This window comes from Falsochrobactrum tianjinense (assembly GCF_019100495.1).
GTDB classification, from domain to species: domain Bacteria; phylum Pseudomonadota; class Alphaproteobacteria; order Rhizobiales; family Rhizobiaceae; genus Brucella; species Brucella tianjinense.
Genome location: NZ_JAHRVA010000005.1, coordinates 109,113 through 135,293 on the forward strand (window position 1 = coordinate 109,113; position 26,181 = coordinate 135,293).

The window sequence follows — 26,181 nt, forward strand, 5'->3', positions numbered from 1 at the left end:
GAATGTTACCCGGCGGTTGTTTTGAATTTATTGAGGCGTGAGAAAAGCTGCAACATGATGATGCTGAGCCAGGTTATGCCGAACGCAATGATTGCCAGTGCGGATGGCTCGTAAGCGCGGTTCGCCCCGACAAGCTGGAGATAAGGCCCGAAAGCGGGGCGGTTGAGCAGCGATGCGAGGGTGAATTCGCCCATGACGATGGCAAAGGTGATGAATGCGCCGCTCATGACGCCCGAAATCACATTTGGAAAAATCACCTTGAACATGATGGTGGCCCAGTTTGCGCCAAGGCTTTGGGCTGCTTCCGTCAGGGTGCGGACATCGATGGTGCGCATGGCTGTATCGATAGCGCGATACATGTAAGGCAGCGACAATGTCACATAGCCGAACATCAGCAGGAGATCGGTCGCCCGCGTCGATGCGGTGAAGGGCAGCCATGACGACGAATTGTAAATACGTAAGTACCCGAACACGATCACAATGGCCGGAATAACCAGCGGCATCAATGTGATGAATTCAATGAGCGGGCGCAGATGGGGCAGGCGCAGACGGACCCAATAGGCGGTTGGAACGACCAGGAGAACGCCGAATATGATGGTCAGAAAGCCCAGGATGATCGAATAGCCGAAGGTCGCCTGAAAATTGGGATCGCCGAATACTACCCGATAAGCGTCGAAGGAGTATTCTCCGCGCCGCATACGCAGCGAGAACTCGAAGGTGCCGATCAGCGGAACAACGAAATAGATTACCCCGATCAGGAGGGCAATCCATGCGCCGATTTTTTGCACGGTGAAGCTTTTCACTGCTGCCACCTTTCGGCGCGCATACGCAGCCAGATATATATAAGATTGGACAGCCCGGTGATGACGATCATGCCCAGCGCCAGCGCATAGCCGAGATTTTGGTTATGCAGTACGTCGCCGCGAATCTGCGCATAGAGCAGGATCGGCACGATATTGAGCGAAGAGCCGGTCAGCGCATAGGCGGTGGCGACCGCGCCGAAGGCATTGGCGAAGAGCAGCAGCGACGTGCCGAGTAGGCTGGGCCAGAGGATCGGGAAGGCCACCATGCGCCAATATTGCAGATTGGTCGCGCCCAGAATGGAAGACGCCTCGCGCCATTCCTTCTTGAGGCCATCAAGCGCAGGCGTGAGAATCAGCACCATCAACGGTATCTGGAAAAACAGATAGGTGATCGTCAGGCCGAAGAAGCTGAGCAGGTTGAAGCCCGTCGAGTAGAGATTGAAGCCGAACCACTCGCGCAGCAAAATCGTGACCAGGCCAGCACGACCAAGCGTTGCCAGAAAGGCGAAAGCCAGCGGAACACCAGCGAAATTGGAGGCGACGCCTGAAAAGGTCAGCACAGTGGGGCGCAGCCAGCGCGGAAGATTGCCGAGCACCACGGACCACGCCAGAAAAAAGCCGATGACTGCGCCGCCAACGGCAGAGGCGAAGCTTACCTTGATCGAAATCCAGTAGGCGCTCAAAATCTGCGGCTGGAACAGATCATATATATTCTTGAGCGTGAAATTGCCTGCCGGGTCCTGAAATGCGCCGATGACGAGATACATGGTCGGCCACAGAAGAAACAGAATGGCGAACAGAAAAAAAGGCGCGACGCCAAGCCAGGATAGCGGCAATTGACGTTTACGCACTCCGCTGGCCGGTGCAATTGTATCGGCTGATGAACTCATGCATTCTTTCTTTGGCTGTTCGGAAAAACGCTGCGACGACCTTTCCGGTCGCCGCAGGCCATAAACAGAAGTGTCAGATCAACAGCTTACTGAACGTTCGCGCCTACCACGCTATCCCAGTTCTTGGTGATCTCTTCCTGTGCGGCTTCGATCTGTTCCAATGTCGGGAAGATGGCCTTTTCATAGGCTTCCGCCGGAGGCAGCTTGTCGAGCATATCCTGTGGAATCTTGCCGGCCTGCGCCATCGCATTGAAGCGGATCGGGTGGCAATAGCCCTTCAGATAGCCAAGTTGGCCCTCATCAGAATAGAGATGCTCCATCCAGAGCTTGGCGGCATTGGGATGGGGTGCATAAGCGCTGATTGCCTGCACGTAAACACCGGCGAAAACACCCGTTTTCGGGATCACGGTCTCGACTTCCGGATTGCCCTTGAGCGTATCGCGGTCGGCAAGAGAATTGTAGTCCCAGCGGATGACGATCGGAGTCGATCCCTGCGCCAGCGATGCGGCCTTGCCAATCACGGGTACGAAATTGCCGTTAGCGTTGAGTTCCTTGTAGAATTCAAGACCCTTTTTCGCAGCGTCCGCGCCCGGCTCGCCGCCGCGTGCGATGCCCGCAGCATGGACGCTCAGAATGGCCTGGGCGGAAACGCGCGGATCGCCTGCCAGCGCAACCGCATTGGCATAATCGCTCTTGAGCAGGTCTTCCCAATCCTGCGGGATGTCCTGCACGATGTCCTTGTTCACTTCAAAGGCAAGAACGCCATAATAATCACCGTACCAATGTCCTTCCGGGTCCTTGGCGCTATCGGGGATTTCGTCCCAGGTGGCAACCTTGTAAGGCTGGATCAGGCCCTCTTTCTGGGCCGAGGTTCCAAAAGCAAACCCGACATCGATAACGTCAGGTGCCTGCGGACCCTTATTGTCCTTATTGGCCTTGATGGCTTCGATCTCGTCGCCGGAACCGGCATCGGGGTTCAGTTCATTGACCTTGAGGCCGTATTTGTCCTTAAAGCTCTGGATGATTTCGCCATAGCCGCACCAGTCATGCGGCAGCGCGATTGTGGTCAGTTCGCCTTCTGCCTTGGCGGCAGCGATGAGTTCGGCTGATGGCTCTGCGGCAGCGATGGAGACGCTGGCGACTGCGATTGCGGTCGATAGAGACAGCAGACGCGCGGTATGAGTTAGCATTGTTTGACTCCCCTGTTTAAGTCGGGCGAACGCCCCGGTCGATTCCGGTGTCCGCGCACTCCCGATAGCGGCCCCCAATGACGGTTGAATGACAGTTCTGCGCTGTCATAAATGGCACCAAAGCGAAGTGAAACACGTTTTCAGAGGCTTAGCAATTCGTCCATTGGACGCTTGCACATTTTTAATGACGGTGAATGTGACAGGGCAGATGGTCATGTCACATTCACCGTCATGCCTGTTTAATGCCCGCCGCCGCCTGCATGCTGCTTGGGCTTGCGCAACAGCACCGCACAGACGGCGAGCGAGCAGAACATCATCGTCAGGATGAAGAACACGTCGATGAAAGAAAGCAGCGTGGCCTGCTGACGGACTATGCCCGACATTTTGGCGATAGCGATGGTCGCACCATCCAGGCCTGCTGCATTATATTTGGCTGTGAGGTTGGCGAGCATCTGCTCGGCTTCGGCATCGCCCCAGCGCACATGTTCGGCCAGACGCTCATAATGCATGTCTCCGCGCTGCATCAGGATCGTGTTGATGACCGCAAGTCCGACCGCGCCGCCAAGGTTACGGGTCAGGTTGAACAGGCCCGATGCGCTTTTCATCAGCGAGGGCGGCAATGTGCCGAGCGCGAGATTGTTGATCGGCACCATGCACAGCATCAGCGAACAGCCACGCAGGATCTGCGGCAGCAGAAGCTCATCGAAATCCCAGTCGGCGGTCAGTCCCGTGACGAGCCATGTGCCCGCCGCAAAGCCGATGAAACCGATCATCATCATCAGGCGCGGGTCCATGCGATCCGACAGAAAACCTGCAACAGGGGCGGTGAAAAACATGGCGAGACCGCTGACGAACAGCGCTTCGCCGATCATCAGCGCGTCATAGCCGCGAATACTGCTCAGATAGAGCGGATAAAGATAGGTGAGGCCATAAAGCCCGACGCCCATCACGAAGGAAAAGACCGAGCCGAAGGCGAAATTGACGTTTCGGAAGGCGCGGAAATCCACGATGGGCTCTTCCGCCGTGAAGGCACGATAGAAAAAAACGAGGCCGCCCACCGTCAATATAATGGTCAGGACGAAAATCACATTGTCCTGAAGCCAGTCATTGCGGGGTCCTTCTTCGAGAACATATTCGAGCGAGCCGAGAAATGCGGCCATGCCAAGCAGTCCCCACCAGTCGAATTTACTGAGCAGCGAACTGTCGCCTTCGTCGAAATCGATCAGGTTCCACGCGGCGATGGATACAAGAATGCCAGGGCCGACATTGACCAGAAACAACCAGTGCCACGAGAAAGCGTGGCTCAGATAGCCGCCGATGGTGGGGCCGACTGTTGGTGCAAGGGTTGCGACGAGGCCGATCATCGGCGAAACGATCGAGCGCTTGGAAGGCGGGAAGATCGTGAAGGCTGCCGCAAAGACGCTCGGAATCATGCCGCCGCCGATAAAACCCTGAATGGCGCGATAGACGATCATCTGCTCGATACTGGTCGCGGTCGCGCACAGAATGCTCGCAAGGGTGAAGCCCGCCGCCGAAACGGTAAACAGCACACGCGTCGATACCAGCCGCCCCAGAAAGCCCGAAAGCGGAATCATGATGACTTCTGCGATCAGATAGGAGGTCTGGACCCAGGAAATCTCGTCGGTGCTGGCGCCCAGACCGGCCTGAATTTCCGCGAGCGACGCGGAAACAATCTGGATATCCAGAATGGCCATGAACATGCCGAACACCATCGCGAGAAAGGCGAGGGCCTTTTTCGGATCGATGCGTTCGTCGGGGAAAAGAGTGGCGCCCCCCGCAGCGCTGGTTATGGTGGAGTCTGCGGCCATTGTGGCGCTCCGGCGAATAGGATGCTGGCGTCAGTTTGCTGCCGTCTTGTCGGGGGCTGTGCGCGTATCCACGTCCACCGTGACGCTGAGACCTGCACGGATTCCGCCCGATTGCAGCGCTTCCTCTGGAATGGTTATGCGCACCGGAACGCGCTGGACCACTTTGGTGAAGTTGCCCGTCGCATTTTCCGGCGGTAGTAGCGAGAATACTGCGCCTGAAGCTGGCGCGATCGAAGCCACCCTTCCTTCAAAGTGGGTGCCGCCCATCGCGTCTACATAGATATGCGCCGTCTCGCCGCTTTTGATTTCGGCAAGCTGCGTTTCCTTGAAATTGGCGTCGATGTAAAGCTGATTGACCGGCACCAGAGCCGCGATCTTCTGGCCGGGTGAAACAAGGTCGCCTTTTTTGCCGGAAAGATTGCCCACCACGCCGTCAAAGGGTGCGCGCAGCGTCGTGAAAGACAGATCGCGCGCGGCCTTGTCGCGCGCCAGTTCCAGCGAGCGCATGCTGCTTTCGGCTTCGCTATATTGCGCTTTCAGGACGTCGATATTTGCTTGCGCGGATGCGATCTGTGCTAGTGATGCGGCATATCCGGCGCGCGCCTGATCCAGTGATGAGCGGGCATTATCCAACTCCGCCTGCGCTGAAAAGCGCGTTTCATGCAGCTTCTCAATGCGCGCCATGGTGCTTTCGGCGTTGGTGAGGACCGCCTGTGCCGACTGCTCTCCGGCCCGGGCCTGCTGAAGTCCTGCTTGCGCAGCATCGATCTGCGCATTGATGCGTGAAAGGGAGTGCTTCTGTGTGGCGAGTTTTGCCTCCGCCTCGTCGAGCGCGATATGGTAATCGCCCTCATCGAGTTGGAAAATGACATCGCCGGCCTTCACACGCTGGTTGGCGGCGACAGGGATGGATTCGATATAGCCGGTCACTTTTGGCGCGATGGAGGCAATATCACCCTGTACATAGGCGTCATCGGTGGAAACCATGAAGCGCCCGACAGTCCACCAGTTGTAGCCGTACCAAAGCCCGCCAGCCAGTGCGACCAGTGCAATACCCAGAAGCATGCCGCGTTTTTGAGGCGACTTGCCGGGCGTATCTTCCGGTGAAGCCGGGTCTTCGGGCATGGCAACGGGGGGTGGATGGGGAGAAGATCTCTCTCCCTTCGTTACTGCATCCTTGGTTCTGGATTGTTCCCCCGGCTCCGTTGGGGTCGGGAAAGGACGGATATCAGCCATATCAACAGACTTGGGGGCGGACATTCGGGGAACTTTCTGTATAACAGTTTCATTGAACCAACTGGTTCGATGTTGACTTAAAGCAATGTGAGGCTCATATCAAGCAGGATCGAACCGCATGGTTCGAAAAAAGTGAAGAGTTGAGTACAATGAATCGTGAAGATTGCGTCGAGGTGGCCAGCTCGGATGGCACAGAGGTTGGTGAATCTGCTGTCGATTGCGGACGCACGCGCCTCGCTGCCGGACAGGATCCGGCCAAGCGCCACCAGATTCTCGACGGTGCACAGCGCATCTTCCTGCGCATGGGTTTCGATGCGGCGAGCATGAACGACATTACCCGTGAAGCGGGCGTGTCAAAGGGTACGATCTACGTCTATTTCAACAGCAAGGACGATCTCTTCGTCGCACTTTGTGAACATTACCGGCACACTCTATTCGCCGAATTGACCGAGCAGTTGGACAAGGGTTTTTCGACTCGCAAGGAACTGGCCGATTTCGGCGCGGCGCTGGTGACACTCATAACCTCGGCTACTGCCATCCGCACGCAGCGCATCATTTTAGGCGTAAGCGAGCGCAAACCGGATCTGGCGGCCCGTTTTTATGAGCGAGGACCCAAGCGCAGCCTTCTCATCATGGCCGAGCATCTTTCCAGAATGATCGAGGCAGGCATGCTGGAGCCATTCGACCCGATGCAAAAAGCGCAGCAATTGACCGATCTTTTTTTATCGGGACTATACCGGCCACGCCTTTTCGGTGCGATGTCGGAAGAACCTTCCGCGCAGACGGTCACAGCAAATGTAGAATCGGCGCTCGATTTCTTTTTCCGAGCATACGGGAAAAAATAGCCAGTTGTTCATAAAGGGAACAACTGGCCTGGCTGCGTCGGTTGCAAACGACACAATTTGACACTCTGGCTACGTTTTTCTCTGAAAAGCCATATTTCTTACGGTTTTTGTGTGTAAGTCTCCGCAATCAATTAATTGCGGGTTGTCAGAGTACCCATTTTTTATGTGACTTAAAAACAATTGAAAGCCCGGTAAATGTCGATTCGCCACTATATTTTTGCGGCATGAGGCAAGGGCCAGCTGGCTTTATTATTAAGGATATTGCCCTAATGAGTCTTGATCTGATCCATTTTCCAAATTTTAAGAAAACCTTCTTCGGAACCGCCTTTCAGGGTGACACACTAGCGCTCCTGACACGCATTCGCGACGAAATAGGTTGCCGTCATATCATGCATACTTTTCGTGGGCGGATGGGAGACTGTACCAAAGCGAGTTCCTCTGATCTTACGGTCGTGATGACGGTGCCCACTAACTGGGCCACACGATATGCCAACAAGAATTATTTTGTCATCGATCCGATTTTTCAGGAGGATGCTCCCTATTTTCGCAATGATGCCGGCGGTATCGCACGCGATCTCAAGGAAGATGCCGAGAAATGCCCTTCGGTTGCAGAACTGCTGCAAGATGCCGAAAAACACGGTCTGGGCAATATTTATATCGGTGTATCTGCCCGCAATCCAAAGGGTGCGCCGGGCTGTACCCTGTTCAGCTTCGAGGCTGGCGAGGATGAAGACCGCGAGCAGTTTGTCGCCAAGCTGCGTCCCCGCCTGTTGAGTATATCCGGCCTTATTCATGGAACGCTTTGCGGCTGCAAGGATTCGGGTGCCGTCGCATCTCTTTTGACGCCGCGCGAAATCGACTGCCTGCGCTGGGCGGCCAATGGCAAGACGGACGGGGAGATAGCCGAAATTCTGAGCATCGCCCGCTGGACGGTTGTGACCTATCTTCAGAACGCCAAGATCAAGCTCAACTGCTCCAACCGTACTTCCGCTGTGGCGACGGCGCTTTCGCTTGGCATTATCGACATGCCCGAAGTCCAGCATCTCATGTAATTGCCAACCCCCGCCGGATGCTTTCCGCTTCCGGCGGCATTGCTTCATGCAATCTTGCGCAAGGGCAACCGGGCATCGTTGAAAGCCTCAACGAGCCGGGCTGTATTCTTTGCGGGGTCTTCGTCGGCATTCTCGAACACGATATGGCTCAGTTCTACGCCTGCCGTCTTGTCGCCGAGTGTGAGACGGAAATAGGCGTAAACACCCTTGTTGCGAAACTCCATGTCGAGAACGATGGATGGCTGGGTGTCCCAGTCGCAGTGAAAATCGCCGCCATGCCCGAATTCCAGCGTACCGGGGAAAAAGTGCAGCTCTGTGGCCGAGCTGACGATATCGGCAATATTGGCGAAAAGCTCGCAGCGGATAAAGGCAATATAGTCGGCAGGATCAACGAGCCGGAGATCGGTCGCGACTTCGCTTATGTTCTGAGCAATGATCGCTTCGCGTTCGTTCGAAAATTGCAGGCTTTTCATCGTGTCACCGCCGATCCGGAAGAACAGGATATTAATGTTTCAGGATAGATCAAAACTACTGCGAAATCTATCAATGTGTCGAATGCCGTGAATTGATAACACGGATGAGTTCTGCGACGGCCTTGTAGAATTCGGGTGCGATCATCTGGTCGACATTTACTTGCTTATAGAGTGCGCGCGCCAATTGTATGTCTTCGAAGATCGGAATCGAATTGGCAGTAGCGACTTCTTTTATCTTGAGAGCGATCAAATCTTGTCCTTTTGCAACCACTGTTGGAGCGGCGTCTTCATTCGGCCGATAGCGTAATGCCACGGAGAAATGTGTCGGATTTGCGACGATGAGCGTTGCGGTGGGCACAGCCGCGATCATGCGCCGGCGGGCGCGGTCGCGTCCGAGCGAGCGCAAGCGCGCCTTCACCAGCGGGTCGCCTTCGGACTGCTTGTGCTCGTCTTTTATTTCCTGCTTCGTCATACGCAGTTCCTGCCGCCAGTGGAACCTCGACCATACAAGGTCGAACCCGGCAATGACCGCGATGGCAAGCACATTGGCGATCAGAAGCCGAACCACGTTTTCGCGCAGGAATTCCGGCAGGGCGCTGGGGTCGGTCGAGACAGCATCGGTGAAAAGACTGTTGCCCCGGAAAAACACGAAAAACACGATGATACTGGCCGCGATGAATTTTGCGAGTGATTTGAGGAATTCCACCTGGCCAGCGCGGCCGAATATGCGCTGCCAGCCTTTGACGGGTGATATGCGCGACGCCTGCGGTCGGATACGTTCGCCGACGATGCGCGGCGCGTTTTGCAAGGCCGAGGCGGCAATGCCCGCAAGCGGAATGATGATGAAGACCGGCACCAGCGCAGCCCCCACTGCGAGCGCCAAAATGCCAAATAGCCGGCTGGCATCCTCCGCGCTGTTGAGGAGCCAGTCTTCTGGACGGTCGATCAGTTCGCGCAGAAAGACTGTAAGCCTGGTTGCCGCCGGTGCTGCGGCGAAAATGGCGATGATCAGAAAAGAGGCAATGCCTGCCAGAATCGGCGTTTCGCGGGAGAAGGGCATATTGCCCTTGTCCAATGCGTCGCTGATCTTCTTTTCGGTCGCGTCTTCTGTTTTGCTCTCTTTGTCAGCATCATCGGACATGCTTCACACGCAAGCCTAATTAGAGGCTTCGCCAGCATCGAGGGTAATGATGCCGCGTTCCGAAAGGTCGATGGCAATGCGGGCGATTGCGCGGCGGGCGTCCGCGATGTTCTGGCTGGTGATGTTTCCCTGTTCAGCGCCAAGCTCGCTTTCGACCATGCGTCGTCCGCGCGTCGAAAGGGAGGAGAGCACCATTTCCTGAAGCGTGACATTGGCGCCGCGCAGGGCGGTCGCGATCTGCTCGGTCTGCACTTCATCGAAAAGCAGCAGCCGCGCGCGCTGCGACAGCCGTCCGACATCCTCGAAGGTGAAGAGCTTCGCCTTGATGCGCGCAATGTCGTCGCGGTTGAGATCCTGAAGGCTACCCATGAGTTCTTCCATCTCGCTTTTGTCGAGCTGGTTGAAAATATTGGCGATCTGGCCGTGATGCGCCTTGACCGGTCCCGCATCGCTGCGGCCGAGCAGATCCCGTCGCAAGACGTCTTCCAGAAGTTCCGCTGCGACCGGTGCGACATTTCCGATATGCAGCGAGCGCTGCACGACCGCGCTGCGCAATTGCGGCGGCAATACGACGAAGAGGCGTGCTGCGAGATCGGACGGCAGTCTGGAAACGATAAAGGCAATGATCTGCGGATGCTGGTCGACAAGATAGGCTTGCAGGCGGTCGACGGGCAGGCGGGCGATCTGGACCCAAACCGATTCCTGCACGAGTTGCGGCTGGATGCGCTCTTCGAACACGGCGTCTGCTTCATCCTGCGGCAGCGCTTCGCGCAGCAGTCCCTCGAAACGCTGGGCAGCTTCCGAAACCGGCGCGCCTTCGGCGAAGGAATCCTCGAACTGCTTGACGAGACGCTCGAAATCCAGCGGCGAAATCGGATCGAGCGTGCGCGCATGGCCAGCAAGCTTGCGCAGATCGTCCGAGTTGAAATGCTTGAGAAGGCGCGACGCAGACGGACGGCCTATGGCCACAAGGATCGCAGCCGCCTTCTGCGGGCCCGTGAGCATATCAATCAGTTCGCCGGAATTGTCGTCAGGGAGGGTTTGCTGCTCGTTGTCGGCCATGTCGAGGTCCGTTACTTGCCGATAATTTCGGTGAGGCTGACGCCGAAGCGCGAGGAATCATCTTCAAGAACGATCACTTCGCCGCGTGCGATCACCCGTCCGTTGACGACGATATCGACGGGATCGCCGATCTGCTTGTCGAGCGTGATAACAGCGCCCCGACCCAGTTTCATCAGGTTGGCCACCGGCATGTTGGTGCCGCCGAGCACGACCTGAACATCGACCGGAATGCCCATGATGAGCTCCAGATTGGGCTTTGCCGGCCCCTTCGGCGCGCTGCGCGGTTGCTCCTCGCGTAGTTCCTCGATGGCTTCGTCCAGCTCATGCTGCATGCTTCTATCCTCGTTTTCGGCGCTCATGCCTGCCCTGCCATTTCAATAGTTGCCTTCTTTACGGCGCGGCGCACGAAGACCGGCAAGGCGCTTTTTTCCTGCGGCACAGGCTCTTTCGCGAGCCTCGCCATGTTATTGGCTATGTTTTTGGTGTGAACCGTGTCTTCCGTGGCATTGCGTGCCTGACGCATATCGCGTGTCAGCGCCTTGCGCAGCCGGTTCAGCTCTTCGATTGCCTCATCCACCTCGCGCCGCACGCGCGCCGTTTCGGCCAGGCGCGCTTCCAGCTTGACCGTTTCGTCAGTAAGATCGGTGCGCTCGCTTTGCAGCGCCTTGACCACCCGCTCCAGCCCATTGGAAGCGGCAGCGACGCGCAGCGCCAGGGCCTTGCCAAGCCTGATCGTCTCATTGGCCTTGCGTCCGACCACGATCAGGGCTGCAAGCGAGGCGAGGGCCATCAGCGTGGAAAGAACATTAGCCAGCAACAAGCTCATCGATAAAATCCTCTTCCTGATTGACCGGATCGCCGACCTTGACGGTGAAATGGATGCCCGATTTACCGAGCGTGCATTTGAAAAGTTGCTGGTGGCCAGCGCGAAGGCGCACTTGCTCCATCGCATCGACGGGCAGGGCAAGCACCTGACCCACTTCCAGACGGGAAAGGGCTTCCAGTGTCATCGCTCCCTGCTGGATAAAACCTTCAAGCTCGATCCGGGCGCGGCTCACTTCCTGGCGCAGCTTTTTTGTCCAGGCAGGGTCCGCCTGATTCATCGGACGGCGCAAAAATGCAGCAACGGCATCCTGCATGGGCTTGTGGCTGCTGCGCGGCAGAAGAAGATGGACGGCACCGGTCTTGCCTGCCGCCGTTACATCGATACGGCAGGCGAAAAGGCGCGAGCGCTCGAAGGCTTCCGGGTCAAATTCCGCCATGTCGGCGCATTCGCCGGGCGTGAACAATGATTGCCCGCCGCCGGTGAATACCTGATCCAGCGCGCTGGCCAGATTGGAGGCCAGAAGCCCCGAAACCTTATGCTCAAGCATTCCGAAGGGCCGCTCCGTATCGACGCTTCCAAGGTTTCCCTGCGCGCCGAACATGGCTTCGATCACGGCGAAGACCAGCGTTGCGTCTGCGGTGAGATAAAGCGTACATCCCCAGCGTTCGGCCTTGAGCGGCGCGATGATCGCAGCCTGCTCGAGAATAGCGCTGAATGTGCGGTCGTCCGCGCTTTCGACCGCGCCTGCCTCGACATCGAATGCCGCCGCGCAACCATGCTTGAGCCGGTCGCAAAAATGGGCCGATGCATCCTTGAAGACGTGGGCCAGTGATTTCAGGTCGTCGCCCGAAAGTCCGGCTGCACGCAGCAGGTTTTCGGCGAGGACGTCATTCTTGCGGTTTTGCCCCAAAATAGTCATGTCAGGCTGCCTGCTGGATCGGCGTAGTCGCCATGGTTTCCTGCTCGACTACATCAATGCTGGGCCGGTCATAGGCGGAGATGGTCTTGCGACCATATTCCAGTGCAATCTGCGGCAGCGAGCCGTTCATATAGGCAAGCAGCGTCTGTTTAACGACAACATAGAGACGGTTCTTCTTGTCGCGCGTGGATTTGATTTTGGCGGCGATCGGGCCGACTACGCCATAAGAGAAGAAAATACCGGCGAAAGTGCCGACCAACGCTGCACCGATCAGATGGCCCAGCACTTCGGGCGATTGGTCAAGCGCCCCCATAGCCTTGATGACGCCGAGGACAGCGGCCACGATGCCAAGCGCGGGGAGCGCTTCGGCTATGGTGTTCATTGCTTGATAGGGCTTCAGCTTGTCGCGCGAAATAGTATGGATTTCCTCGTCCATCAACGCCTCGATCTCATAAGGGCGCACATTGCCGACAATGATAAGACGGCAATAATCGCAGATGAAATGCATGAGGTCTTCATTTTTCAGGATGCTTGGATAGGTCTGGAAGATCGGGGATTCAGTCGGGCTGTCGATATGGATTTCCACCTCGTTGCGCGACTTGGCGCGCAGTTCGCGCATTAGGCTGTAAAGCACGCCCAGAACGTCGAGATAGTCGCGCTGCTTGGGGACAGCATTGGTGAAAGCTTCCACGCATGCCCGGCCTGTATCTTTCACGAGCGAGAGGGGGTTGGCGATGAAAAACGTGCCTAGCGCCGCGCCCAGAATGATTACAAATTCCCACGGCTGGATAAGGACGCTGACATTGCCGCCCATGGCGATGAAACCACCCAGCATGCAGCCCAGTGTAATGGCGAGGCCGATGATAATGCCCAAAACGCAAGACTCCCGTGGATAGAATTTCTTTGCGCACATTAGGAACTGCGCCTTGCGCGAAGCTTGCATGACGCAACGGCTATGAATTGGCAGGGCATCAGCTTCGGACAAGCTTGGCCCAGCATAAGGAAGGAGAAGAATAGCGGGGTTATGCGCATGGTCGATACAATGACGAGTTATCGCCTGATCGCGTCAGATATGGCGCGGTCGTTGCAGCGTGTCTCGAAGGAGCCGCTGGTCGAACGGGAAACTGCCTATTACAAGGAGAATATCGGCAATGTGAAATCCGTCGACGATTTCATGGCCGATTCGCGGCTTTATAACTATGCGATGAAGGCTTTCGGCCTTGAAGACATGGCTTTTGCCAAGGCATTCGTTCGCAAGGTACTGACCGAGGGCGTCACAAGCGACGACGCTATGGCAAACAAGCTGACCGACAAGCGCTACAAGGAATTCGCGACCCTTTTCGACTTCGCCGACAAGGGCGCAGAAGCCACGCAAAGTACCGCCGTGCAGCAGGGCGTGGTCGATAAATACCTTCGCCAGACGCTCGAAGCCGATGCCGGCAGTCAGAATGAAGGTGTGCGTCTGGCGCTCTATTTCGAGCGTAAGGCGTCCACGCTGAGTAGTGCTTACGAGATTCTGGGCGACAAGGCTCTTCTGGCCATGGTGCAGACGACCTTTGGCTGGCCGTCCTCTATCTCGAATGCCGATATCGACAAACAGGCCAAGATGATCGAGGAGCAGATTGATTTCTCCAAAATGTCCGATCCTGATTATGTGTCCAAGCTTATTTCGCGCTTCACGGCCATGTATGAAATGAACAATCCGAATGCGAGCAGCCCGGCCTCCATTGCATCCCTGCTTCTGGGCGGTACGTCGAGCGTGGGCATTTCGAACAACATCCTGATGACATTGCAGAATTTCAAACCGGGCGGACGTTGAGCGGGAACGATGCAGAACAATTCGATCTATGTAGGGCTTTCCTCGCTGGTCACGCTGGAACGGCGGATGAATGCAATCGCTCATAATGTCGCGAATATTTCCACGCCGGGCTTTCGCGGCGAGGGGACCAAGTTCGATACGATCGTATCCGACAAGGCCAGCGAGAATGTGAATTTCGCCAGTGCTGGCAAAAGCTTCATTCGTACCGAATCGGGACCGTTGACCGAGACGGGAAATCCGCTCGATGTGGCCGTCAAGGGCGATGTCTGGATGTCCGTGGCAACGCCGCAGGGGCAAGTCTATACCCGCGACGGTCGCATGAAAATGATGCCGACCGGCGAGTTGGTTTCCCTCACCGGAAATGCGGTTCTCGATGCCGGCGGCGCGCCTCTCGTGCTCAATCCCGATGGCGGTGCGCCCAGAATTTCGCCCGATGGAGCAGTCTATCAGAACGGCAACCAGATCGGTGCGATCGGTCTTTATTCGATTCCCGTCGATGCGGAGCTGACCTATGCCGGTAATTCCGGCGTTGTACCCGATAAACCCGCCATACCCGTGGTGGACGATATGAGCGCGGGCGTCGTGCAGGGAATGATCGAAGGCTCGAATGTGGACGGCATGACTGAAATGACCCGTCTCATCAGCGTCAGCCGCGCCTTTGAGCAGGTCAATAATCTGCTCTCGCAGCAGGAAAATACACTCGCCGAGGCTATCAAGACGCTGGGCTCCAGAAACGGATGATATCTGATCTGCCACTCGCGCGGCTTGCTGCTTTTGCGCGCCAGCAATCATTGTCTCCAAAGCCGCTTGCAGGCATAGGCGGCACGGTCTGCGATGTGTCGCGTTCGGCAATTGCCGTGCGCGGGCTTTCGCGCGACGCACGGCTGGGCGATGTTGTGGCGATCAGGGCTGAAGGCCGGCAGAGCCTGGCCGAGATCATTCGTGTTGCCGACAATCAGGTGCTGGTAAAGCCATTTGACGACCGCATCATTCCATCGCTGGGCGCTGCGGTCTTTGAGGAAGGGCTGCTGCGCATCCGGCCCGCACCGGAATGGAAGGGCCGGGTTATCAATGCGCTTGGGCAGACCGTCGATGGCAAGGGCGCCTTGCAGCCCGGAACGAAGCCGATGGCTTCCGAAAACCTGGCCCCGGCGGCGCTGCGGCGCGCACGCGTGGACAGGGGCCTGCGCACCGGCGCCAATGTGATCGATATTTTCACGCCGCTCTGCTTCGGACAGCGCATCGGCATTTTCGCGGGTTCAGGCGTGGGAAAATCAACACTGCTCGCTATGATGACGCGCGCCGCCGATTTCGACACGGTGGTGCTGGCGCTGACGGGCGAGCGCGGACGGGAAGTACGCGAGATGCTGGAGGAGACTTTGGCCGGGCATCTCGACAAGACCGTTACGGTGGTTGCGACTGGTGATGAAAGCCCGATGATGCGGCGGCTTGCACCCAATACGGCCACGGCCATTGCAGAATACTTCCGCGACCTGGGCCAGAATGTGCTGCTGATCGTCGACTCGGTCACACGCTTTGCCCATGCTGCGCGCGAGGTGGCGATTGCCGCCGAAGAACCGCCGGTTTCGCGCGGCTATCCGCCGAGCGTCTTCAGCCAGTTGCCGCGCCTGCTCGAGCGCGCCGGTCCGGGCATAACGGAGGCAGGCGGCAGCATCACCGGCATCTATTCTGTGCTTGTGGACGGTGACGATCATAACGACCCGGTATCCGATACTATTCGCGGCACGCTGGATGGTCATATCGTGCTTGACCGCGCCATTGCAGCCCAAGGTCGCTTTCCGGCCGTCGATATTCCAGCCTCCGTATCGCGACTGGCCCGGCACAACTGGACGGCGGATCAGCGCAAGCTTGCCGGTCAGTTGCGGGCAATGATCGCCCGTTTCGAGGAAACGCGCGATCTGCGCGCCATTGGGGCCTATCAGAAGGGACATGACGAGTTGCTGGATCAGGCGGTGGACCTCGTGCCGCGTATTTATAGCGCCCTGCAACAGTCTCCGGAAACCGGCCTCTCGGAAGACCCCTATCAAGATCTTGCTGTAGCGCTACGCGGAGAAAAACAGGCATGAAACGCATGAGGACGGCTTCGCGCAAAAATCACGAAAAGAAGCTTCTCGCTGAACTGGCCGCCGAGGTTGAAGCGGTGGCGGGCAAAGGCGCAAAAAAGCCGCCAAGCAAGATGGACCGCTATCTGAAGGCTGCCGCGTTCACGCTGGCTGCGGGTTCCGCAATGCTGCCCTTCATTGCCTATCTTCAGCGCGCTGACCTTGGTCCAGCGGAGAAAAGCGAAAGCCGTATCACAGATCCGCTCGACCGTTCGGATCAGAAGATGACCCGTCGTTTTCCCTCATTCCTGCCGTCCGATCAGGTGGCTCGAGTCGAGGATATAGATGACACCATGACCGGCTCGGTCATGTCGAACGGTGCAGGACTACCCGGAAGCGGCGCTGGCAAAGAAGGCGATAGCGGCGGGGGACAACCTTTCCCCAAGCCGGTTTTCGCGTTGCGTGAAGTGGTGGGCGGTATGGCCATGATCGAGGATGCGTCCGGCTACTGGTTCGTAGAAAAAGGCTCGCTTCTGCCTGATGGCAGCCGTCTGGTATCCATCGCGCGCGGCGCAGGCTCATGGCAGCTCACGACGTCGTCGGGCGATGTGATCGAGCTGGTGAAATAAGAGACGCTGTTTTTGCGAAAGAACAGGCGGCAGCTTGGATGCTGTCAATCCTGCTCCCCTCATGAAGCCCGCAAGCTTGACGCAAGTTCCATCCTTTAGCTTGGCCACCATAAAGGCGGGAAACTCAATGAGCTCTATTCATCTTTTCGATCTGGCTGCAAGGCAGGCGCAGTGGTTGTCGGTGAGACAGGCTACCGTCGCAGGCAACGTCGCCAATGCGAATACGCCCCATTTCAAGGCGCGCGACGTCCAGCCCTTCGCCGATGTGCTGGACAAGACGCAGCTCACCATGGCTGCAACCAATCCGCAGCACCTGGAAGTCGAGGCGAACGGCATCGCCGGTGTGCGCATGCGGCCCGAGGATGTTGGTGAACAGACCCATTCCGGCAATACCGTGGATGTGGAGCAGGAAATGATGAAGGCTGGCGAAATCGCCCGCGAATATTCGCTCAACACTAGTATCGTCAAGTCGTTTCACCGCATGATGATGTCGGTCGCGAAGGGATAAGCCATGTCTTCGGACGCTTTGCAAAGCACATTGAAAATTGCCGCGTCGGGCCTTTCGGCCCAGTCAACGCGTTTGCGCATCGTTTCGGAGAACCTTGCCAATGCGCAATCCACCGCCAAGACGGCGGATGCGGATCCCTATCGCCGCAAGACGGTTTCGTTCCGCACCGAAGTCGAGCACGACACGGGCGCCGCGCAGGTGCGCGTAGCGGAAGTCGGTAAGGATATAGCGCCCTTCATCGAGCAATACGAGCCGAGCCATCCGGCAGCGGATGAGCGTGGTTACGTCAAATATCCCAACGTCAACATGATTGTCGAAATGGCGGATATGCGCGAAGCGAACCGTTCCTATGAAGCCAATTTGCAGGTCGTCAAACAGGCGCGCGAGTTGATTTCAATGACCATCGATATGCTGAGGAGCACATAATGTACGACTCGATCATGAGCATTTCGGCGCGCAATGCCCTGTCGCGCCTTTCTGAAACGGTTGCCGAAAAGGGCGTAGGGTCCGCCTCCGCTCCGCAGGCGGTTCCCGCCGCCCCTGGCGCTTCGTTTGGCGAGGTGCTCTCGCAGATGACGGATTCTGTCGGGCAGAAGCTGCAAGCGGCGGAAGCTACCTCCATTCAGGGTATCAAGGGCGATGCGCCGGTGCGTGATGTCGTCAGTTCCGTCATGGAGGCCGAACAATCGCTCCAGACGGCAATCGCGATCCGCGACAAGATCGTGCAGGCCTATCTCGAGATCAGCCGCATGTCGATCTGAAGGGTCAGAGCATTTCCCGCAAAAGTGTGAAGCGGTTTTGCGTTCGGACAATACGTACAAGATAGCCCGCCTGCCTGATTGAATCGTTCAAGGATGCACCATGAAAGCCCTCACCATCGCCGCCACCGGTATGAATGCCCAGCAACTCAATCTGGAAGTGATTGCCAATAATATCGCTAATATCAACACCACTGGTTTCAAGCGCGCGCGCGCGGAATTCACCGATCTTCTCTATCAGTCCGAACGCACAGCAGGCGTGCCCAACCGCGCCAATCAGAGCATCGTGCCGGAAGGCGCGCTGGTCGGTCTTGGCGTGCAGACGGCAGCCGTGCGCAATCTGCACCTTCAGGGCAGTTTCAACCAGACAGGCAATCCCTTCGACGCGGCGCTGACGGGGCGGGGCTGGTTCCAGATCCAGAGTCCTACGGGCGAAACGCTTTATACGCGTGCTGGCGCATTCAACAAGAATGCCGACGGTCAGCTCGTAACGCTCGACGGTAATCCGGTGGAACCGGCGATCACCATTCCGCCCGACACGATTGAAGTCACTATTACTGAAACCGGTCAGGTCTTCGCCAAGTTGCAGGATGAGGTCAATCAGGTGGATCTGGGGCAGCTCACGCTCGCCAATTTCACCAATGAAGCGGGTCTTGAGCCGCTTGGCGGCAATCTCTATCGCGAAACCGAAGCATCGGGCGGTCCCCTCGTGGGTGTGCCGGGCGATCCGGGCTATGGCGCGATCAAGCAGGGCTATCTCGAAGCTTCCAACGTTGATCCGGTCAAGGAAATTACCGACCTCATCACGGCGCAGCGCGCTTACGAGATGAATTCCAAGGTCATTCAGGCTGCCGATGAAATGGCTGCCACCGTATCGAAGAACTTGCGCTGACGGTGATTGCGATGAAACGGGCGAAGGCATTGCTACAGAAAAGGGGACTGGTGCTGATTGCCGCTCTCGTCCTGTCCATGGTTTCGGCGGCGAGCGCTGCCGACCGCATCGCTTTCGTCGTTCCTTCGGCGACGGTTTATCCCGGCCAGGTGGTGAGCGATACCGCGCTTGTCGAAAAGAGTTTTTTCATCAATGCGCCAGCGGCAAACCAATATGTGCTCTCGCCCGATCAGGCTGCAGGCAAGGTCGCGCGCAAGACGCTCCTGCCCGGCAAGCCGATTCTCGTTTCAGCCCTGGCCGAACCGTCGCTGGTGAAACGCGGCGTCCCTGCGCCGCTCGTTTTCAATTCGGGCATGCTTAGTATTACCACCATGGGAACGCCGCTGGAATCGGGCGCGGCAGGCGATTTCATCAAGATACGCAATATCGATAGCGGCATCATTGTTTCCGGCACCGTTTTGGCCGATGGGCGTATTCAGGTGGGGATGCAGTGAAGAAAATATGCGTCACATTGATCGTTCTTCTTGCTCTTGTTTTCCAGCCGGTAGCGGGATTTTCCGACGAGTCGTCAAAAGATGCGAAGGAATTCAGTTCTGCCGTGGAGGCTGATGCCGACTGGCTGGGCGCTGGCGGCGATCCTTCCAAAATGGCCTATGCGGAGCTTGGTCGAGGCAGCGCGGTTGCGCGCCTCAAGGATATAGCGACCATTCAGGGCGTGCGTGAAAACCAGCTTGTCGGCTATGGTCTGGTGATCGGCCTCAAGGGGACGGGCGACAGTCTGCGCAATTCCCCTTTCACCGAACAGTCCATGCGTGCCATGCTCGATAATCTGGGCATCAGCGCGCCCCGCAATGCGACGCGCTCCAAGAACACCGCCGCAGTTATCGTTACTGCCAATCTGCCCCCTTTCGCGGGTGCGGGCTCGCGCATCGATATTACCGTGTCGTCGCTTGGTGACGCGACATCGCTGCAAGGCGGAACACTTGTCATGACGCCCCTGATGGGTGCTGACAATCAGGTCTATGCGGTGGCGCAGGGAAACATGATCGTTTCAGGCTTTTCCGCTGAAGGGGAAGCGGCGAGCGTGACGCAAGGCGTGCCTACTTCCGGCCGCATCCCGAATGGTGCGCTGGTCGAGCGTGAGGTCGCAGGCAATTTCGGCAAGAGAAGCGAACTGGTGGTTGAATTGCGCGATCCCGATTTCACCACTGCCGTTCGTGTGGCTGATACGATCAATATTTTCGCCAAGCGCCGCTATGGGCAAGGGGTTGCCAAAGAGCGGGATGCCAAGACGATCCGCCTTGTGAAGCCGAAGAACATTTCAGCTGCGCGCTTTCTTGCGGAGCTTGAAGGCTTGCCGATCACGACCGACGAAGTGGCGCGTGTCGTTGTGGACGAACGCACCGGCACCGTGGTTATCGGCGAAAAGGTGCGCATTTCAAAAGTTGCGATCAGCCATGGCAGCCTGACGGTACGCGTCAAGGAAACGCCGATGGTCGTGCAGCCTGAACCATTCAGCGATGGAGTGACCGCTATGGAGCCGAATACTGATATCGGGATCGCCCAACAGGATGCGAAGATCGGTATTCTGACCGGGGCCAATCTCGAAAACCTGGTGAAGGGCCTCAATCAGATTGGCGTGAAGCCGACCGGCATCATAGCCATCCTTCAGGCAATCAAGACATCGGGCGCGCTTCACGCGGAACTGGTGGTGCAATGATGAGGGTCAGAACGATTATCCGCAGCGGTTCGGTGCTTGCGCTCCTTCTGTGCGCGGGTTTCCCGGCCCTTGCGCAGGAGGCTGCGGCACCGGCCCAATTGGGCAATCTCGATGAAATCCGCGCATTCTGCGGCAATATAGACGATCAGGCTGCCGATGCGCGTTATTCGCTTCAGGCAAAACAGCTTGCCGATCTGAAGATCGAGGTCGAAAAGCGGATGCAGGCGCTGGAAGAAAAGCGCAAGGAATATGAAATCTGGCTGAAGCGGCGCGACGAGTTCGTCAGCAAGGCGCAGGATTCACTTGTCGATATCATCTCGAAGATGAAGCCTGATGCGGCAGCCGCACAGATGACGCTTATCGGCGATGAGGCGGCGGCAGCTCTCATCCTCAAGCTCAATCCACGCGTTTCCAGCGTTATCCTCAATGAAATGCCGCCGGAAAATGCGGCCAAGCTCGCGCGTGTCATTGTCGGCTCGCAGCGAACGACCGCAAGGCCTGTTACCAATAAAGACCAGCGTGCCCAGGCAGAAACCGGGAATACGGTGCAATGACCAGAAATATCAACCAAACCATTCTTGCCGTCACAGTGCTGGCCTTTCTGGCGGGCTGTGCGGTCAGGCCGGAAGAAATCGGTCGCGCGCCCGCGCTTTCGCCTGTCGCGGCCAATCTGGGCATGAAGAACAATCCGCAATATAACGGCTATCCCGTGCATCCCGGTCAGGCTTCCTATTCGTTGTGGAACCAGCGTTCGACCAATTTCTTTCGGGACCCGCGCGCGGCGGAGCCGGGCGATGTCCTGACGGTCGTGATCTCGATCAATGACCGGGCCAATCTCGACAACAAGACGGATCGCGAGCGCGTTTCCAAGGGTATCTGGGGGGCAGGCGGCGCATTCTCGACCAGCAGCTTTTCGGGCGCGTCGGCGGGTGGAGACATGGATGCATCGGTCAACACCCATTCAGACAGCAAGTCGAAGGGCAAGGGCACGATCGAGCGCAGCGAGGAAATCCGCTTGCAGGTTGCGGCTATCGTGACCGATACGCTGCCCAACGGGAATATGGTCATTCGCGGTTCGCAGGAAGTGCGCGTGAACAACGAGTTGCGGGTTCTGAACGTGGTCGGTGTGGTTCGCCCGCGCGACATTTCGGGCAGCAACACAATTTCCTATGACAAGATCGCCGAAGCGCGCATTTCCTATGGCGGACGCGGGCGTTTGAGTGAGATTCAGCAACCGCCTTACGGCCAGCAGATTCTCGATCAGGTTTCTCCTTTCTAGAGTGGCGGGCATGAGCGATACGACATCAGACAAGGGTGACAAGGCAAAAGGCTCCGTCAGGGATATGCTGGCTGCGCTTGTCGTTCTCACCGTCATCGCTGGCGGCGGCGGCTGGTTTCTGGGGGGAATGATCCCCGTCGAGCAGCAGGCTCCGGCCAAGACAACGGGCAAGGAAGACAAGCCGACGTCGGGAAGCTTCAAATCGCGTTCTATCGGCGAAGTCGTCCCCCTGCGGCCCATCATTACCAACCTGGGCATTCCGCAAACGACATGGGTGCGGCTCGAAGCCTCGCTGGTCGCAAAGCCGGGTCATGAAATCCTCCCGGCAATGGCCGCAAGCGTGGGCGACGATTTCCTGAGCTTTCTGCGCAGCGTCAATCTCATGCAATTGCAGGGTGCGGCAGGTCTTGCTTATCTGCGCGCCGATCTCGAAGAACGCGCACGCCTGCGCTCGGAAGGCGCGGTGGACCGGGTTTTCATTTCGGCGCTGGTAATGGAATGAAAAAGACTTTCGGTCTCGGCGCTCTTCTCACGTTCGCATTCACCGTCGCCGCAAATGCGCAGGCGCTGTCGCTCGACAATCTGCTGCCTGCCGGCGGCGGCACTGCAAGCGGGCAGATCGTTCAGCTTTTCGGTCTACTCACGGTGCTATCGATCGCGCCGGGCCTCCTCATCATGGTGACGAGTTTCACGCGTTTTGCCATTGCTTTTTCGCTTCTGCGTTCGGGGCTGGGGTTACAGACCGCGCCCGCCAGTATGGTGATGATTTCTCTGGCGCTTTTCATGACCTTCTATGTCATGGCGCCTGTCTTCGACCGCGCCTGGAACAATGGCGTGCAGCCCTTGATGCGCAATGAAATCGCGCAGGAGGCAGCCCTTGACGAAATTTCACAGCCCTTCCGCGAGTTCATGATGGGGCAGGTGCGCGACAAGGATTTGCGCCTGTTCGAGGATCTGGCCGATCCGGCTTTTCGTACTGGCGAGGACGGCATCGTTGATTTTCGCGTGCTTGTGCCTGCCTTCATGATTTCGGAATTGCGGCGTGGATTCGAGATCGGCTTTTTGATCGTGCTGCCATTTCTGGTGATCGATCTTGTCGTCGCGACACTCACAATGTCGATGGGCATGATGATGCTGCCGCCAACGGTTATTTCGCTGCCGTTCAAGATACTCTTTTTCGTGTTGATCGATGGCTGGAATATTCTGGTGGGAAGCCTGATCCGGTCTTTCACATAGCCGCCCGAAGCAGTTTGCCCGGATATGGTTTTGACGAGAAACCGCAGATTATCGAGAAAAGCACAGAAATTAACTATTTGTTAACTTTTGCCCCGTAATGGATGGGGCCTATGGTGGGTTTTCAGACTTTTTCATGGAAATAGGCATGATGCCGCTCCACCATGCCGGTAAATAAATCCGGCCTGTCCCTCATTTGATTTTTCCCAAGGGGCAAAATAATGGCTAGCATTCTTACAAACTCTTCGGCTCTGACCGCTCTCCAGACGCTTTCCTCGACCAACAAGTCGCTGGAAACGACGCAGAACCGTATTTCGACTGGCCTTCGTATCGGCGAAGCTTCGGACAATGCTTCTTACTGGTCGATTGCGACCTCGATGAAGTCCGACAACAAGGCCAACTCGGCTGTTCAGGACGCTCTTGGCCTCGGCGCTGGCAAGGTCGATACTGCTTATAACGCGATCAACAAGATCAAGGATTCGGTTGATCAGATTAAAGAAAAGCTTGTGACGGCGATCGGTGCCAGCACCGACGACAAAGCCAAGATCGAGACCGAAATCAAATCCATCGTGTCAAACATCAATTCGGCACTTAGCAATGCTAATTATGCCGGCTCGAACCTTCTGGACGGCTCGGCGGGAGATCTCGAGGTCGTCGCCTCCTATAACCGTTCGGGTCAGGCCGTCAAGATTGACATGATCAAGGTTGCCGGAGCTGATACCAACGCCAAGACCATGGTCACGGACATCATCGCTGCTGGCTTCTTTGCGTCGACCATGAATGACGATGCGATCGCTGGTGCAGCAGATGCGACCACCGGCGCACGTTCGGGCGGTCTTCTTGATACGGTGGAAACGGCTCTTGCCAACCTCGTCAAGGGTGCGGCGACGCTTGGCGCTGCCAAGTCGCAGATCGACAGCCAGAAGAGCTTCCTGTCCGGTCTTTCCGACTCCATCGAAAAGGGCGTTGGCCAGTTGGTCGATGCTGACATGAACAAGGAATCGGCACGTCTGTCGGCTCTTCAGGTTCAGCAGCAGCTCGGTGTTCAGGCCCTCTCGATCGCCAACTCGTCGAACCAGAACATCCTGTCGCTGTTCCGTTAATAGCAGCTGGAGCATCGGGCTCCGTTTATATCGGGCTAGATGCTCTGGGCAGAAAAGGTCGGGCGCGGAATTTATTCCGCGCCCTTCTTTTTGGGAGTGTTTTCAGGGCGGTTCGTTTTGCGCCGCCACCTTCGCGCAAGCTTCGCGGTCTAGTTTGCACGCATCATGATGGCGGTGGTCTCGATGCAGCAAAATATACGGCAATTACTGGAACAGTTAACAGGCACTCTGGGCAAGCTTGGCACGCGCAAGCTGATCGCTCTGGGGCTTGTCGGAGCGGCGCTGATGGCCGTCATCCTCTCTTCCAGTTTTTATCTCAGCCGCCCGACCTATGAGACGCTTTATGTCGGTCTTTCACGCGACGACGTAAACCGCATGGGGCTTGCGCTTGGCGAAGCGGGCATTCCGTTCGATGTCAAATCCGATGGCTCGTCCATTCTCGTGCCGGTGGGCAAGGCCGAGCAGTCGCGCATGTATCTGGCTGAAAAGGGACTGCCGACCTCCAACAATGCCGGTTATGAGCTTTTCGACAATATGGGTTCACTGGGGCTGACCTCCTTCATGCAGGAAATCACCCGCGTTCGTGCGCTCGAAGGCGAGATCGCCCGCACGATCCAGGCCATTCGTGGCGTCAAGGCTGCGCGCGTGCATATCGTTCTGGCAGAAAAAGGCTCGTTTCGCCGCGATGATCAGAAGCCGTCCGCTTCTGTGGTGATTCGTGCCGAGGGCGGTTTTGCCGCAGAATCCGCCCAGTCGATCCGCCAGCTTGTTTCAGCAGCCGTCCCCTCGCTCGATGCTTCCGCAGTCACCGTTCTCGATACCAATGGCCGCCTGCTTGCGTCTGCTGGCGAAGCTGCCAATGGCGCGGCCCTCATGACCACTTCGCTTGAGCAGCAGGTCGCAGACAATGTGGATGAGAGCATCCGTAAGGCGCTGGCGCCTTATCTGGGCATGGGGCATTTCCAGACTAGCGTTCAGGCCTCTCTCGATACCGACCGCCGCCAGATCAACGAAACGATATTCGATCCTGAATCGCGCGTTGAGCGTTCGGTTCGCGTGGTGCGCGAGAGCGGTGATTCGCGCAATGCGCGCAACGATAATGCTACGGGCGTGGAACAGAATATCCCGCAGGAAGAAATCCAGAACCGCAATGGTGAAAGCTCCACGGAAAAGACCGACCGCCGCGAGGAACTCACCAATTATGAAATGAACAGCAAGACGGTTTCCACCATCAGCGACGGCTATTCCGTCAAGCGGCTTTCCATCGCCGTGGTGATCGACCAGGCGCGCTTGCTGGAAACCGCTGGCACGACCCCCGCGCCAGCCAATTTCGTCGACCAGCAGATTACCAAAATCCGCGATCTGGTTTCAACCGCCGCCGGACTGAATACGGCTCGCGGCGACGTCATTAATGTGACTGCGGTCAACTTCCTCGACCCGGCAGGTACCGACATGGAGCCTGTCTCGACCCCATGGTACGAAATGATCCTGCGCCAGAGCGGCAGCTATATCAATGCGCTGGCGATCCTTGGCGCGGTGGCTCTCCTGATCTGGTTCGGGCTGCGCCCGCTGATGCGCGACCCGAACGCCCGGCAGGTAGGAAGCGAAGTGGCGGTTCGCGAAACCGGTGAAGTTGCAGCACCGAATTTCGTTGAGGGTGCAGAAGCATCTGGCGAAGGCACGCAGGCTGTGGTCGGCGGAGCGGAAGCTTATGCGGACCAGATGAAGACCAGCCTCAGCGATCTGCGCCAGCGCATGCGCATGCCGGCCAAGTTGCGCCTGGAGCAGATGATCGAAATGGATGAGGAGCGCGTCGCTGCCGTTCTCAAGCAATGGATTCATGAAACTGCCATGAAGCAGGAAACGGACTCAACCGAGCGGTCCGCCATACCGGAGCTTGAGGCGGCCTGA

At 57.4% G+C, this 26,181-nt stretch carries 30 protein-coding genes; 18 read left to right on the forward strand and 12 right to left on the reverse strand.

Annotated elements, in window-relative coordinates:
* Positions 1-5: 5 nt before the first annotated feature.
* The 5 genes from KUG47_RS12485 to KUG47_RS12505 all read right to left on the reverse strand — a co-directional run bounded on the left by KUG47_RS12485 (position 6) and on the right by KUG47_RS12505 (position 5,972).
* Positions 6-803, reverse strand: coding sequence for an ABC transporter permease (locus KUG47_RS12485; protein ID WP_340162805.1), 798 nt, complete (start codon positions 801-803; stop codon positions 6-8).
* Positions 800-1,693 carry an ABC transporter permease gene (locus KUG47_RS12490; RefSeq protein WP_217678306.1) on the reverse strand — a complete coding sequence of 298 codons (894 nt, stop codon included), beginning with the start codon at positions 1,691-1,693 and terminating at the stop codon, positions 800-802. The genes KUG47_RS12485 and KUG47_RS12490 overlap by 4 nt, the downstream gene beginning before the upstream one ends.
* 86 nt (positions 1,694-1,779) lie before the next feature.
* Positions 1,780-2,883 (reverse strand): ABC transporter substrate-binding protein, encoded by a 1,104-nt coding sequence (locus KUG47_RS12495; RefSeq protein WP_217678307.1) that lies wholly within the window; start codon positions 2,881-2,883, stop codon positions 1,780-1,782.
* 239 nt (positions 2,884-3,122) lie between these two features.
* Entirely contained in the window at positions 3,123-4,712 is a 1,590-nt protein-coding gene (locus tag KUG47_RS12500) for a DHA2 family efflux MFS transporter permease subunit (RefSeq protein WP_217678308.1), read from the reverse strand.
* Between the two features lie 30 nt (positions 4,713-4,742).
* On the reverse strand, positions 4,743-5,972 hold the full coding sequence (locus KUG47_RS12505) for an HlyD family secretion protein (protein WP_217678309.1): 1,230 nt from the start codon (positions 5,970-5,972) through the stop codon (positions 4,743-4,745).
* A gap of 125 nt (positions 5,973-6,097) precedes the next feature.
* Here KUG47_RS12505 and KUG47_RS12510 point away from each other — a divergent pair, with 125 nt between their 5' ends.
* Positions 6,098-6,793 carry a TetR/AcrR family transcriptional regulator gene (locus KUG47_RS12510; protein WP_217678310.1) on the forward strand — a complete coding sequence of 232 codons (696 nt, stop codon included), beginning with the start codon at positions 6,098-6,100 and terminating at the stop codon, positions 6,791-6,793.
* Between the two features lie 269 nt (positions 6,794-7,062).
* A complete protein-coding gene (locus KUG47_RS12515) occupies positions 7,063-7,845 on the forward strand; it encodes a helix-turn-helix transcriptional regulator (protein ID WP_217678311.1) in 783 nt (260 codons plus the stop codon).
* 44 nt (positions 7,846-7,889) lie between these two features.
* Here KUG47_RS12515 and KUG47_RS12520 read toward each other — a convergent pair whose 3' ends face one another.
* The 7 genes from KUG47_RS12520 to motA all read right to left on the reverse strand — a co-directional run bounded on the left by KUG47_RS12520 (position 7,890) and on the right by motA (position 13,140).
* Positions 7,890-8,318, reverse strand: a complete 429-nt coding sequence (locus tag KUG47_RS12520; RefSeq protein WP_217678312.1) for a hypothetical protein — start codon at positions 8,316-8,318, stop codon at positions 7,890-7,892.
* 70 nt (positions 8,319-8,388) lie between these two features.
* Positions 8,389-9,459 (reverse strand): flagellar type III secretion system protein FlhB, encoded by a 1,071-nt coding sequence (flhB, locus tag KUG47_RS12525; protein ID WP_217678313.1) that lies wholly within the window; start codon positions 9,457-9,459, stop codon positions 8,389-8,391.
* 15 nt (positions 9,460-9,474) lie between these two features.
* Entirely contained in the window at positions 9,475-10,521 is a 1,047-nt protein-coding gene (locus KUG47_RS12530; RefSeq protein ID WP_217678314.1) for a flagellar motor switch protein FliG, read from the reverse strand.
* A gap of 11 nt (positions 10,522-10,532) precedes the next feature.
* Positions 10,533-10,880, reverse strand: coding sequence for a flagellar motor switch protein FliN (gene fliN, locus KUG47_RS12535; protein WP_217678315.1), 348 nt, complete (start codon positions 10,878-10,880; stop codon positions 10,533-10,535).
* Positions 10,877-11,347, reverse strand: a complete 471-nt coding sequence (locus KUG47_RS12540; RefSeq protein WP_217678316.1) for a BAB2_0123 family type IV secretion system effector — start codon at positions 11,345-11,347, stop codon at positions 10,877-10,879. Before KUG47_RS12540 ends, fliN begins: the two co-directional genes overlap by 4 nt.
* Entirely contained in the window at positions 11,328-12,266 is a 939-nt protein-coding gene (locus tag KUG47_RS12545) for a FliM/FliN family flagellar motor switch protein (RefSeq protein WP_217678317.1), read from the reverse strand. The genes KUG47_RS12540 and KUG47_RS12545 overlap by 20 nt, the downstream gene beginning before the upstream one ends.
* A gap of 1 nt (position 12,267) precedes the next feature.
* On the reverse strand, positions 12,268-13,140 hold the full coding sequence (motA, locus tag KUG47_RS12550) for a flagellar motor stator protein MotA (protein WP_340162806.1): 873 nt from the start codon (positions 13,138-13,140) through the stop codon (positions 12,268-12,270).
* 156 nt (positions 13,141-13,296) lie between these two features.
* On the opposite strand from motA, the gene KUG47_RS12555 reads away from it, so the two are divergent.
* From KUG47_RS12555 to fliF, 16 genes are all read left to right on the forward strand, one after another.
* Positions 13,297-14,085, forward strand: a complete 789-nt coding sequence (locus KUG47_RS12555; protein ID WP_217678319.1) for a DUF1217 domain-containing protein — start codon at positions 13,297-13,299, stop codon at positions 14,083-14,085.
* 9 nt (positions 14,086-14,094) lie between these two features.
* Positions 14,095-14,826 (forward strand): flagellar basal-body rod protein FlgF, encoded by a 732-nt coding sequence (gene flgF / locus KUG47_RS12560; RefSeq protein ID WP_217678320.1) that lies wholly within the window; start codon positions 14,095-14,097, stop codon positions 14,824-14,826.
* Positions 14,823-16,172 (forward strand): flagellar protein export ATPase FliI, encoded by a 1,350-nt coding sequence (gene fliI, locus KUG47_RS12565; protein ID WP_217678321.1) that lies wholly within the window; start codon positions 14,823-14,825, stop codon positions 16,170-16,172. The genes flgF and fliI overlap by 4 nt, the downstream gene beginning before the upstream one ends.
* Before the next feature lie 5 nt (positions 16,173-16,177).
* Positions 16,178-16,777: a hypothetical protein gene (locus KUG47_RS12570; RefSeq protein WP_217678436.1), complete on the forward strand. Its 600-nt coding sequence runs from the start codon at positions 16,178-16,180 to the stop codon at positions 16,775-16,777.
* A gap of 127 nt (positions 16,778-16,904) precedes the next feature.
* Positions 16,905-17,285: a flagellar basal body rod protein FlgB gene (flgB, locus tag KUG47_RS12575; protein ID WP_217678322.1), complete on the forward strand. Its 381-nt coding sequence runs from the start codon at positions 16,905-16,907 to the stop codon at positions 17,283-17,285.
* Between the two features lie 3 nt (positions 17,286-17,288).
* A complete protein-coding gene (gene flgC / locus KUG47_RS12580; RefSeq protein ID WP_217678323.1) occupies positions 17,289-17,711 on the forward strand; it encodes a flagellar basal body rod protein FlgC in 423 nt (140 codons plus the stop codon).
* Positions 17,711-18,046, forward strand: a complete 336-nt coding sequence (gene fliE, locus KUG47_RS12585; RefSeq protein ID WP_217678324.1) for a flagellar hook-basal body complex protein FliE — start codon at positions 17,711-17,713, stop codon at positions 18,044-18,046. Before flgC ends, fliE begins: the two co-directional genes overlap by 1 nt.
* 100 nt (positions 18,047-18,146) lie before the next feature.
* On the forward strand, positions 18,147-18,935 hold the full coding sequence (gene flgG / locus KUG47_RS12590) for a flagellar basal-body rod protein FlgG (protein ID WP_217678325.1): 789 nt from the start codon (positions 18,147-18,149) through the stop codon (positions 18,933-18,935).
* 11 nt (positions 18,936-18,946) lie between these two features.
* The gene (gene flgA / locus KUG47_RS12595) at positions 18,947-19,429 is read left to right on the forward strand and encodes a flagellar basal body P-ring formation chaperone FlgA (protein ID WP_217678326.1); all 483 of its coding nucleotides are present in this window, start codon (positions 18,947-18,949) and stop codon (positions 19,427-19,429) included.
* A complete protein-coding gene (locus KUG47_RS12600) occupies positions 19,426-20,655 on the forward strand; it encodes a flagellar basal body P-ring protein FlgI (RefSeq protein ID WP_217678327.1) in 1,230 nt (409 codons plus the stop codon). The genes flgA and KUG47_RS12600 overlap by 4 nt, the downstream gene beginning before the upstream one ends.
* Positions 20,652-21,209 carry a MotE family protein gene (locus tag KUG47_RS12605; RefSeq protein ID WP_217678328.1) on the forward strand — a complete coding sequence of 186 codons (558 nt, stop codon included), beginning with the start codon at positions 20,652-20,654 and terminating at the stop codon, positions 21,207-21,209. Before KUG47_RS12600 ends, KUG47_RS12605 begins: the two co-directional genes overlap by 4 nt.
* Positions 21,206-21,934, forward strand: a complete 729-nt coding sequence (flgH, locus tag KUG47_RS12610; RefSeq protein ID WP_217678329.1) for a flagellar basal body L-ring protein FlgH — start codon at positions 21,206-21,208, stop codon at positions 21,932-21,934. The genes KUG47_RS12605 and flgH overlap by 4 nt, the downstream gene beginning before the upstream one ends.
* A 10-nt stretch (positions 21,935-21,944) precedes the next feature.
* The gene (locus KUG47_RS12615; RefSeq protein ID WP_217678330.1) at positions 21,945-22,436 is read left to right on the forward strand and encodes a flagellar basal body-associated FliL family protein; all 492 of its coding nucleotides are present in this window, start codon (positions 21,945-21,947) and stop codon (positions 22,434-22,436) included.
* A complete protein-coding gene (gene fliP, locus KUG47_RS12620) occupies positions 22,433-23,170 on the forward strand; it encodes a flagellar type III secretion system pore protein FliP (RefSeq protein ID WP_217678331.1) in 738 nt (245 codons plus the stop codon). Before KUG47_RS12615 ends, fliP begins: the two co-directional genes overlap by 4 nt.
* Before the next feature lie 218 nt (positions 23,171-23,388).
* Positions 23,389-24,270: a flagellin N-terminal helical domain-containing protein gene (locus KUG47_RS12625; protein WP_217678332.1), complete on the forward strand. Its 882-nt coding sequence runs from the start codon at positions 23,389-23,391 to the stop codon at positions 24,268-24,270.
* Positions 24,271-24,438: 168 nt separating this feature from the next.
* Positions 24,439-26,181, forward strand: coding sequence for a flagellar basal-body MS-ring/collar protein FliF (gene fliF / locus KUG47_RS12630; RefSeq protein ID WP_217678437.1), 1,743 nt, complete (start codon positions 24,439-24,441; stop codon positions 26,179-26,181).